Below are 9,205 nucleotides of genomic sequence, written 5' to 3'. Positions count from 1 at the left end.
TAGGCAGATCGGCATAATGTCCGACCATGCAGGATCTAGCGGCCTTCGCGGCGTCGATCGCTCCCCTGATCGACGCCGTGCACATCGACGTCCACGCCGCCGGTCGGCAGGCGGGGCTGGAGTACGTGCGGCGGTCGGGGCTGCGGCCGGGCTTCCTCATCGACCAGCGGTACGTACTCCCGCTGCGCCCGCTGACCAGGGCCGGCCTCGCCGCCGTCTACCGGTACGGCAGCGCCGCCGAGCGCGACGCCGAGGTGGCCGGTCACCTGGCCCAGGGGACGCTGCGCGAGGACGACGACGGCAGGCTGCACGCGACGCCGGTCACGCTGGCCTTCGTCGAAGGGCTGTACGAGCTGCACGAGGGCGCCACCGCCAGGCTGTGGCGCGGCCGCGACGAGCTGGTCGGGGAGCTCGGCGAGCTGGTCGGGCGGCTGCTTGAGGGGGCCGACCGAGCCGAGGGCGGGGCACTGGAGGTGATGGCGCCGCCGTACGAGCCGGAGGGGGTCTCCGCGGGGCTCGCGCTGTTCAACAGGCTCGCCGCCGTCCGCTACCACCGGGCCGACGCGCACGCGGCGGCCTGGCAGGCGGAGGGGCTCACCGCGGAGGAGATCACCGGGCTGCGTGAGGGGCCGGTGTGGGAGACGGTCGAACGGGAGACCAACCGGCGGGCGGCGCAGCCGTACGCGCTGCTCGAAGAGGAGGAAAGGGAGCGGCTGCGGAACGGACTGCGCGCGCTGACGACGTCCTGAAGCCGCGCCTCTGGCCTGCGCCGCGCGAAGCCGCCAGGATGCTCCTGGACACATCCGCCATACCAGGGAGAGCCATGGACGCCACCGAGATCCGGCGCGCGGTCGAGCTGGAGGACCGCCACTGGTGGTATCGGGAGCGGCGGGCGATCCTCGCCCGCGAGCTGCGCCGCATCGGCCGTCCTGGGCGCGCCCTCGACGTCGGCGCGGCCGGCGGCGGCAACACCAGGGTCTTCCAACGGTACGGCTGGAGCGCCCTCGCGGCCGACTTCTCCGACACCGCCGTCGCCTACGCCAGGGAGCGCGGGCTGGCGGCCATCAAGGCCGACCTGCGCTGCCTGCCGCTCGGCGACGCCGAGTTCGACCTGGTCACCGCGCTCGACGTGCTCGAGCACATCGACGACGACCAGGCGGCGGCCGCGGAGATCGCCAGAGTGCTCAAACCGGGCGGCACCGCCTTCGTCGCCGTGCCGTGCGACATGCGGCTGTGGTCGGCGCACGACGTCGCGCTCGGCCATCACCGCCGCTACACCCGGGAGGGCCTCCGCCAGGTGATCGAGGGCGCTGGGCTGGTGGTCGAGCGGCTGTGGAGCTGGAACGTCCTGCTCAGACCGGTCGCCGCGATCCGCAGGCGCAAGGCCACCGGCTGCGACCTGGAGGAGCTGCCCGGCCCGGTCAACCTGGCGCTGACCGCGGTCGTGATGGCCGAGCGCTTCCTGCCCGTCTCGTCGCTTCCAGGGGTGTCGCTGATGGCACGGGCGAGGCGTCCGTGACGTCCACCGTCGAGGGTGTGCCCTTCGTCGCCGACGGCGCCACCCGGGTCACCACGGTGGACGTCATCATCCCCGTGCTGAACGAGGAGCGCGCGCTGCCCGGCTGCGTGGAGACGGTGCACCGCTTCCTCAGCGAGTCCTTTCCGCTGCCGTGGCGGATCACCATCGTCGACAACGGCAGCACGGACGGCACGTGGGAGCTGGCCACCGGCCTCTCGCGCCGGCTGACGGGCGTGGCCGTCATCAGGGTCGAGACGTCCGGCAAGGGCGCGGCGGTGAAGGCCGGCTGGACGGCGAGCAGGGCCGACGTGGTCGCCTTCATGGACGTGGACCTCTCCACGGGACTGCACGCGCTGCTCCCTCTGGTCATGGCGGTCGCCTCGGGCCACTGCGAGGTGGCGATCGGCAGCAGGCTGCTCGGCGGCGCGCGCATCAGGCGCAGCTTCCGCAGGGAGGTCATCTCCAGGGCCTACAACGGCCTGCTCAGGGTGGGGTTCAGAGCCGGTTTCACCGACTCCGCCTGCGGGTTCAAGGCGGCGCGGGCAGAGGTGATCCGGCCGATCCTCGGCAAGGTCGTCGACGACGGGTGGTTCTTCGACACCGAGATGCTGCTGATCGCCGAGCACAACGGCGCGCGGGTGCGCGAGGTGGCGGTCGACTGGGTGGAGGACGCCGACTCCAAGGTGGATCTGTGGCGGACCGCCGTGAGCGACCTGCGCGGGCTGGTCAGGGTGTCGAGGGCGATCTCCTCGGGCGCGGCCGCGGTGGAGATCCCGCACGTCCCGGGGCTCGCGCCCGAGCGGCCGCGGCCGACGCGGGAGCGGCCGGGCGTCGAGCAGCTGCGCAAGATGATCATGTTCGGGCTGGTGGGGCTCGCCTCCACGGTGGTGCACGCCGGCCTCTACCTGCTGCTGCGGGCCGGTCTGCCGGCCGAGGTGGCCAACCTGTTCGCGCTGGCGGCGACCGTGGTCGTCAACACCGAGGCGAACCGGCGCTGGACGTTCAACAGGGGCGCCGCTCGCCGCGCGGTCGTGCACGCGAGGGCCGGGCTGCTGTTCCTGCTCAACTTCGCCGTCACCACGGCCGCCATCGTGGTCGTGGGGGCGGGTGTCCGCTGGCTGGAGGGCCTGGCGCTGGTGGGCGCGTCGATCGCGGTGACCGTGATCCGTTTCACGCTGCTCGACCGCTGGGTCTTCCGACGCTGACGTCCCCATCAACCAAAAACGCCTCCACCCGAAAGGTGGAGGCGTTTTCTGTCAGCGCTGCTGCGCTACCCAAACTGTGGAGCTAATAGCGGCTTACTCGAACACTGCGCAGCAGGTGACGGAGCTGCGCCGCGCCCTACAGGATCTCTAGTGCCCGCTCGCCGACCGGAGGTGTTCGTCTGACCGTTGTCAATGAAGCAGGCCCCCAAGCTGCAGCATCATCAGGAGCTGACAGTTAGAGGTCGAGGAGTCGCAGGGCCGCTTGACTGCTGGCGATCAGCTCGGGGTCACCTTTCGCCATACGCAAAGCCAGGGCCTCGTGCAGCACCTCGCGCGCCTCCTGTCTGCGACCCAGGTCAATGAGGGTCTTGCCGAGATGCTGGAGCGCGAAGGACACCATCTCGGGTACCTCTTTCCTGGCCAGGGCGACCATCTCGCGGCAGAGAGTCTCCGAGGCCGCCACGTCGCCTGAGTAGCGGTAGGCGTCGGCCAGATTGATCGACGCCGCGATCCGCCTGCCGCTCGTGTCCGCCAGATCGAGCGCACGGTTGAGGTGATCGACCGCGTCGCCGTGCTCGCCCAGAAGCAGCAGTCCCACCCCGAGCGCCCGCATCGTGGTGTAGTCGGCGGGGTCCTGCGCCCGGGCCGAGTTGACGAGCGTGGTGAGCCGATCACGGTCGCTGGGGACCATCCGTTGCCGCTCGTCGTAGGTGATGAGCTGGTTGATTTCCTGGAAGAGCACAGCCGAACATTAGGGTGCGCGTTCGTGGGGAGCAACGGCGAGCCAAAATCGATCTGGTGCCACCGCGGCAAGCACCGCTTGATCATCATGCCGGGCAGGAGCAAGAACGGCACCCAGTACCTCTACTTCATCTGCCGAGGCCGTCAGGACCGCACATGCGACCTGCCCTACATGGCGGTCCTCGATGTCGAGGCGGCCATCGCCGACCACTACGCCACCCTGACCCTGCCCACCGACCTCCACAAGCGCATCACCGCCAGTCTGGACGCCACCCTCGCCGACAACGCCGTCACCAGCGACACCCTGCGCATCGAGATCAAGAAACACCTCGCCAAGATCGACGCCCAACAGGACCAGTTCCTCGACCTTGTCGGCGATCCCGACTGGCCGCGAGAGAAGATCGCCAAGCGCCTACGCGGCATCCGAGACGATCGCGCACGCCTCGAAGCTCAGCTCTCGCGCGGCGGGCTTCCTCCTGCGAAGGGAACCCGCGAAGGCGGCCGTCGCGACCCTGTACGGCAGCGCCTCAGCGGTCCTGGTCGGGGAGATCTTCGCAGACGCCCTCCTCGACGAGACGGGACTTCGCCGACGCGATGGCGGACTGGTTGGGCTGGCCGGGCTGGATGATCGGAGCCGTGCTCGCCTACTTAATCGCGGCCAAGGGGTTACCTCAAGGCGAGGCCGGTGCGGTGAAGCCGTCCGTACTCCCGGTGATCGTCGCCGCGCTGGCCGCCGCCGTGCTCGCGTGCACGCAGATCATCGCCAGCAAGGCGTTCGGGATGACGGAATGGGAAAAGTACCACCAGTGGGACGGCCCCGGCTGGTATCGGGATCTCACCCGTGCCGCCTGGTATTCCGCGGCCTCGGTCATGCTCGCCTCGGTGATCGCGGGCAGGGTGCCCGGACGTGGGCGGTTCGTGATGCTGCCGCTAGCCGCGTGGTTGGGCTGTGCGGTGACGGCCGGGCCGGTTCAGTACGTCCAGGCGTTGGGCACGGACGGCGATCCCCCGGCCGTGGCCCTCATGGCCTGCCTCGCCGGCGGCGGTATCGGTGCGGCGGCAGGGGCATCCGCCCTCCGGCATGCCGGGACGGGGCTCGGGTTGGTCTCCTTCATCCTGCTGTTCACGGCTGGCGAGGTGACGGACAGCCGGCTGAGCACTTCCCCCAGGAGTTGGGCTTAATCGGTTCCATGGTCCTGACCGCCGCGGTCGCCACCTGGACGGCGCGGCGGGACGCGAGCCTCGGGTCAGGAGTCGTGGCGGGTATCGGGGGGCCACTGCTGATCTGGTCCGTCTACCTGACGATCGGTTCCAGGCACTACGACCACGCCTCCCAGTCCGGACCCTACTGGCTCGCCCAGTTCACCACGCTCATGGCGCTGATCATCGCCCTGCTGGCGGCCGGCTTGGCCCGGATCGGCCTGCCTTCCCGTAAGCCCTGCACCACTGCGTGACTACGCCGTGCTCACGGCGACGAGTACATCTCTCCTGGTTGAGCTGGGCTGCCAGCCAGACATGAACCTGCTTTCCCGCGCACTCCGCCGACATGCTCTCGTAGCCCTGGACTACTCGACTTGTCCTAGGTCGATGGCCGGCGGGATAGCGCAGACCGGTGCGGGCATCGCCGACCTCAAGGTACGGACGGGGCATGACGCTCGTACCGCATGAGGGGTCAGCCACCTTGAACAGTGGGCCAGGGCTGAGAAATGAAGCCATGGACCTTCATCCCGCCTACACGATCGGCCAGTCTCGTCTCCTTGAAGGCCCGCCGCCGCTCGGCCGAGAGGGTGTTGCGAGCCACGCCGTACAACCAGGCGATCTCGCTACCGCGATCAGGCCGGTAGGTGTGAGCTGTGTCGAGCACCGCGACAAAAACCTCCGCCACCAGGTCGGCGACCGTGTGCGGATCATCGACCCTGCGGGTGAGGAACGAGGTGATCGCGTCGACATGGCGCCGGTAGAAGGTTTCGAAAGCTTCCGGGTCTGTAGCGATGTCCGCCTGTCTGCGACGCACCGGCCGTGCTCCCTTCGTCGATTACACCCCTTCTTGGTCAGCAGCCGGGAAAACGTTATGAAGTGAACAAATGGGCCAATGAACCCTCTTCATCACCTGGTGGCGGAGGTGCTGATCACAGCATGATCGCGGGTCCGGCGTTCGCCTGACGAGGCAGCAGAGCCTGAAGAGGATGCCTTCGTCTTCCTCGGCGCCAAGGGCGGCTCCTGCGGGGAAACAACTTCCGTCGCACGGCCAAGTGGGAAGAGGTCCTGAAGGAGATGGGTCGCACGGGTCTGCACTTCCACGATCTTCGGCACACGGGGAACACTCTCGCCGCACAGTCTGGCGCGAGTCTGGCCGACCTCAAGGCGCGGATGGGACACGACAGCGACCGGGCCGCGTTGATCTACCAGCACGCGACAAGGGACGCAGACCAGAGGATCGCTGAAGCGCTCAACGCTCGGGTGCGGGCTGAGCAGAAGAAAGCCGAGAAGGCCCGCAAGAGGAAGATCAATGACGGCTAATGGGCTGCTAATGGCCCGAACGCCCCACACCTTGATCGGTGATGGGGCGTTTGTGCTGGTGGAGCTAAGGAGACTCGAACTCCTGACCCCCTCCATGCCATGGAGGTGCGCTACCAACTGCGCTATAGCCCCTTGCGACGTTGGTTAGTGTAGCCGAATCCGCCGCTGACCACGAATCGAAGCATGTGCCACCCTCGGTCCATGACTACGGAGATTTTCCAGGAGCACCGGGGCCTGCTCGTCGGTGTCGCCTACCGCATCCTCGGCAGCGCCGCCGACGCCGAGGACGTCGTGCAGGAGGCGTGGCTGCGCTGGTCAGGGGTGGACCACGAGACGGTCGCCGACCCCAAGGGCTACCTCATCAGGGTCACCTCGCGCCTGGCGATCGACCGGTTGCGATGGGCGCAGTCCCGGCGGGAGTCGTACGTGGGACCGTGGCTGCCCGAGCCGATCGGCACCACGCCCGATGTGGCCGAGCGCGCCGAGCTCGCCGACTCGGTGGAATTGGCGCTGCTGGTGGTGATGGAGACGCTGTCACCGCTCGAGCGGGCGGTGTTCGTGCTGCGTGAGGCGTTCGACCTGCCGTTCTCCGAGATCGCCGAGGTGATCGGCAGATCGGAGGCGGCCACGAGGCAGCTGGCCAAGCGGGCCCGCGAGCACGTGCAGGACAGGCGGCCGCGGTTCGGCGCCGACAGGGCGCGGCGCAGGGAGATCACCGAGCGGTTCATCAACGCCTCGGCGGGCGGGGATCTGGAGGCGCTCATGGCGCTGCTGTCCGACGACGTGACGCTGGTCGGGGACGGCGGCGGCAAGGCCAGGGCGCCCCTCAGGGTGCTGGCGGGCCGGGAGAAGGTGGGTCGCTTCCTCACCGCGGTCGCCACGGCCGACGACATCGCCAAGTTCATGGCCTCGATCGGCGTGGACGACTACGCCGATCTGACCTTCGAGGTGACCTCCGTCAACGGCGGGCCCGCCGTCGTGATGAGCGCCGCGGGCCGGGTGGTGACGGTGATCTCGCTGGTGGTCGCGGACGGCAGGATCGACACGATCTACCTCATCGCCAACCCGGAGAAGATGGGCCATCTCCGTCCGGCAGCCTGAGTGTCCTAGGCGTACCAGTCGCCGGCGATCTCCTGGATCAACCTGCTGCCGCCCGGCACGTACCCGCCCACCGTCAGGACCTGCCCGATCGACTGCGGGTCGTTGAGGAGGCTGAAGAGGTAGAAGGAGCCGCCGTCCCTGGTGCGGAAGCCGTACGGGCGGGTGAAGGACTTGTAGCCGATGTACATGCCCTTGGAGACGCGGGGGAAGGCGAGGCGGCTGTAGTTGTCCTTGGCCAGCCGGTAGCCGGTCTTTCCCGCCTTCTTGTTGGTGGAGTAGTTCCAGAAGGTCTTGTACTCCTGCGCGATGGTCGTGCCCGTGCCGATCGGGGCGGTGGTGACGTAGCCGTCGGCGTCCAGCTTCGGCGCGGGCACCCGCTCGCCGTAGTGCAGCGGGGTCTTGGCCGCCAGCTTGAAGGGCTCGCCCTTCTGCCGCGAGAAGGCCAGCAGGTGCGCGCGGTCCTGGCCCCGGTAGGTGGCCTGGAGAAGGAACCACTGCGCGTCCTCGGCCTGCTCGCTCGGCACGTAGTAGGTCTGCCTGCCGGTCAGCCTGATCGGCTTGCGCGCCTTGGTCTTGTCGCCGTCCTCCACGTGGCCCTGGTCGATGACGATCTCGTGCCGCATGCCGTCGGCGAACAGCTCGTCCCTCTTGTCGTCGTCGGCCCACCAGTCGCGGTCCTTGACGGTGGCGTTGTGCTTGGCGAGCCAGGTTGCCGCGGCCTTCTTCGCGTCCTGGACGGTCAGCCGGGCCGGCGTGGGCGTCGGGGTGGGGCTCGGCACTGGAGCGGAGGACGCCGTGGGTGAGGCGGACGGCGAGGGCGCCGGAGAGGTGGCGTCGGGCGCGGCGGCCCGCTGGGCGACGATCCCGGGGACGACGGTGCATCCGGCGAGGCTCATGGTCAGGACCGCGGCGAGCGACGCCTTGCGCATGTGCCCGGTCTCCTTCACACAACTACGACAAATCACAGCGAAGGACACCGTACCGGACCATTCGCGCCGCCGATCCACAACAACTACTTGAAGCGCACCCCACGACTAAAGTCGGGAGATTCCAGCCAGCTCAGGCTCCGTCTGCGCGGTGGCCTGGGCTGCTGTTGCTTGGCGGTCGGCCTCCCGGCCCCGGTTTGGGTCCGACACCGGCGGTCATGTTCGTGGTCGCCAGCGCCTCGAACACGACCAGATTCGGCTGTCGAATCCATGGGGCTTCCATGCCGTTAACAGGGGACGGAGCTGGGCACGCGCAGGTCATGCCAGAAGAAGCGAATGCCACACCACCCGCGCAGAGCCAGCCGTACCCCGGAAAGACGGGCGAGATGTCGCCCGAGCCGCACGACGAGATGCGCGGCTACGAGGGAAGGGACCTGCTGCGTGGCAAGAGGACCCTGATCACCGGCGGCGACTCGGGGATCGGGCGAGCGGTCGCCGTCGCGTTCGCGAAGGAGGGCGCCGACGTCGCGATCGCCTACCTGAGCGAGCACGAGGACGCCAACCACACCAGGAAGCTGGTCGAGGCCGAAGGACGGCGGTGCGTGCTGCTGCCGGGCGACCTGCAGGACGCCGACCACTGCGTCGCGGTGGTCGAGCAGGCGGTGGCCGAGCTCGGCGGCCTGGACGTCGTGGTGAACAACGTGGCCTACCAGGCGCCGGTCGACTCGCTGGAGGAGCTGACCAATGAGCAGTGGGAGCGCACGTTCGCGGTGAACATCCACAGCTACTTCCGCGTCACCAAGGCGGCGCTGCCGCACCTGCGGGAGGGCAGCGCGATCATCAACACCTCGTCCATCAACGGCCTGCGCGGCAACAAGTCGCTGATCGACTACGCCGCGACCAAGGGCGCGATCAACGCCTTCACCTACTCCATGGCGCAGAACCTGGTCGAGAAGCGCATCAGGGTCAACGCGGTCGCTCCCGGCCCGGTCTGGACGCCGCTGATCCCCGCGACCATGCCCGAGGAGAAGGTCGACGCGTTCGGCACGCAGGCGCCGATGAAGCGGGCGGCCGATCCCGACGAGATCGCGCCGTCGTACGTGTTCTTCGCCTCCGAGCGGCTGTCGTCCTACTACACGGGCGAGATCCTCGCCCCCATCGGCGGCGAGACGCTCCCGGGCTGAGAGGGGCGG

At 68.8% G+C, this 9,205-nt stretch carries 12 protein-coding genes and 1 tRNA gene; 9 read left to right on the top strand and 4 right to left on the bottom strand.

Annotated features, from left to right (window positions below):
* Positions 1-26: 26 nt before the first annotated feature.
* The 3 genes from H4W81_RS03380 (at position 27) to H4W81_RS49135 (ending at position 2,724) form a co-directional block, all read left to right on the top strand.
* On the top strand, positions 27-749 hold the full coding sequence (locus H4W81_RS03380) for a hypothetical protein (RefSeq protein WP_192773424.1): 723 nt from the start codon (positions 27-29) through the stop codon (positions 747-749).
* A gap of 74 nt (positions 750-823) precedes the next feature.
* The gene (locus H4W81_RS03375; RefSeq protein ID WP_192773423.1) at positions 824-1,519 is read left to right on the top strand and encodes a class I SAM-dependent methyltransferase; all 696 of its coding nucleotides are present in this window, start codon (positions 824-826) and stop codon (positions 1,517-1,519) included.
* Positions 1,516-2,724: a bifunctional glycosyltransferase family 2/GtrA family protein gene (locus H4W81_RS49135; RefSeq protein WP_318781495.1), complete on the top strand. Its 1,209-nt coding sequence runs from the start codon at positions 1,516-1,518 to the stop codon at positions 2,722-2,724. Before H4W81_RS03375 ends, H4W81_RS49135 begins: the two co-directional genes overlap by 4 nt.
* A gap of 235 nt (positions 2,725-2,959) precedes the next feature.
* Here the strand turns inward: H4W81_RS49135 and H4W81_RS03365 are convergent, their stop codons facing one another.
* On the bottom strand, positions 2,960-3,466 hold the full coding sequence (locus H4W81_RS03365; RefSeq protein WP_192773422.1) for a tetratricopeptide repeat protein: 507 nt from the start codon (positions 3,464-3,466) through the stop codon (positions 2,960-2,962).
* Between H4W81_RS03365 and H4W81_RS03360 the strand changes: the two genes are divergently transcribed.
* Genes H4W81_RS03360 through H4W81_RS03350 form a run of 3 tightly spaced genes read left to right on the top strand, consistent with a single transcriptional unit; the run spans position 3,419 to position 4,919 of the window.
* Positions 3,419-4,093 carry a hypothetical protein gene (locus tag H4W81_RS03360; protein ID WP_192773421.1) on the top strand — a complete coding sequence of 225 codons (675 nt, stop codon included), beginning with the start codon at positions 3,419-3,421 and terminating at the stop codon, positions 4,091-4,093. The genes H4W81_RS03365 and H4W81_RS03360 overlap by 48 nt on opposite strands.
* A gap of 8 nt (positions 4,094-4,101) precedes the next feature.
* Entirely contained in the window at positions 4,102-4,647 is a 546-nt protein-coding gene (locus tag H4W81_RS03355) for a hypothetical protein (RefSeq protein ID WP_192773420.1), read from the top strand.
* Between the two features lie 8 nt (positions 4,648-4,655).
* Complete coding sequence (locus H4W81_RS03350; RefSeq protein ID WP_192773419.1) at positions 4,656-4,919, top strand: hypothetical protein; 264 nt, start codon at positions 4,656-4,658, stop codon at positions 4,917-4,919.
* Between the two features lie 218 nt (positions 4,920-5,137).
* Here the strand turns inward: H4W81_RS03350 and H4W81_RS03345 are convergent, their stop codons facing one another.
* Entirely contained in the window at positions 5,138-5,479 is a 342-nt protein-coding gene (locus H4W81_RS03345) for an RNA polymerase sigma factor (RefSeq protein ID WP_192773418.1), read from the bottom strand.
* A gap of 206 nt (positions 5,480-5,685) precedes the next feature.
* On the opposite strand from H4W81_RS03345, the gene H4W81_RS03340 reads away from it, so the two are divergent.
* On the top strand, positions 5,686-5,985 hold the full coding sequence (locus H4W81_RS03340) for a tyrosine-type recombinase/integrase (protein ID WP_225959228.1): 300 nt from the start codon (positions 5,686-5,688) through the stop codon (positions 5,983-5,985).
* Between the two features lie 56 nt (positions 5,986-6,041).
* Here the strand turns inward: H4W81_RS03340 and H4W81_RS03335 are convergent.
* Positions 6,042-6,117, bottom strand: a tRNA-Ala gene (locus H4W81_RS03335).
* 69 nt (positions 6,118-6,186) lie between these two features.
* On the opposite strand from H4W81_RS03335, the gene H4W81_RS03330 reads away from it, so the two are divergent.
* Complete coding sequence (locus H4W81_RS03330) at positions 6,187-7,086, top strand: RNA polymerase sigma-70 factor (protein ID WP_192773416.1); 900 nt, start codon at positions 6,187-6,189, stop codon at positions 7,084-7,086.
* Positions 7,087-7,091: 5 nt separating this feature from the next.
* Here H4W81_RS03330 and H4W81_RS03325 read toward each other — a convergent pair whose 3' ends face one another.
* Positions 7,092-8,015, bottom strand: a complete 924-nt coding sequence (locus H4W81_RS03325; protein WP_192773415.1) for a DUF8094 domain-containing protein — start codon at positions 8,013-8,015, stop codon at positions 7,092-7,094.
* A gap of 383 nt (positions 8,016-8,398) precedes the next feature.
* Here H4W81_RS03325 and H4W81_RS03320 point away from each other — a divergent pair, with 383 nt between their 5' ends.
* Complete coding sequence (locus H4W81_RS03320) at positions 8,399-9,196, top strand: SDR family oxidoreductase (RefSeq protein WP_425574697.1); 798 nt, start codon at positions 8,399-8,401, stop codon at positions 9,194-9,196.
* Positions 9,197-9,205: the final 9 nt, after the last annotated feature.

It is taken from the genome of Nonomuraea africana (genome assembly GCF_014873535.1).
Taxonomy (GTDB): domain Bacteria; phylum Actinomycetota; class Actinomycetes; order Streptosporangiales; family Streptosporangiaceae; genus Nonomuraea; species Nonomuraea africana.
The sequence above is the reverse complement of the archived record's forward strand: the minus strand, read 5'-3'. Positions and strand labels throughout refer to the sequence as shown.

Bases quoted from the DNA above. Each gene is read 5' to 3' on its own strand.
- H4W81_RS03380 (WP_192773424.1), top strand. From the start codon at position 27: ATGCAGGATCTAGCGGCCTTCGCGGCGTCGATCGCTCCCCTGATCGAC.
- H4W81_RS03375 (WP_192773423.1), top strand. From the start codon at position 824: ATGGACGCCACCGAGATCCGGCGCGCGGTCGAGCTGGAGGACCGCCAC.
- H4W81_RS03350 (WP_192773419.1), top strand. From the start codon at position 4,656: ATGGTCCTGACCGCCGCGGTCGCCACCTGGACGGCGCGGCGGGACGCG.
- H4W81_RS03330 (WP_192773416.1), top strand. From the start codon at position 6,187: ATGACTACGGAGATTTTCCAGGAGCACCGGGGCCTGCTCGTCGGTGTC.
- H4W81_RS03325 (WP_192773415.1), bottom strand. From the start codon at position 8,015: ATGCGCAAGGCGTCGCTCGCCGCGGTCCTGACCATGAGCCTCGCCGGA.
- H4W81_RS03320 (WP_425574697.1), top strand. From the start codon at position 8,399: ATGTCGCCCGAGCCGCACGACGAGATGCGCGGCTACGAGGGAAGGGAC.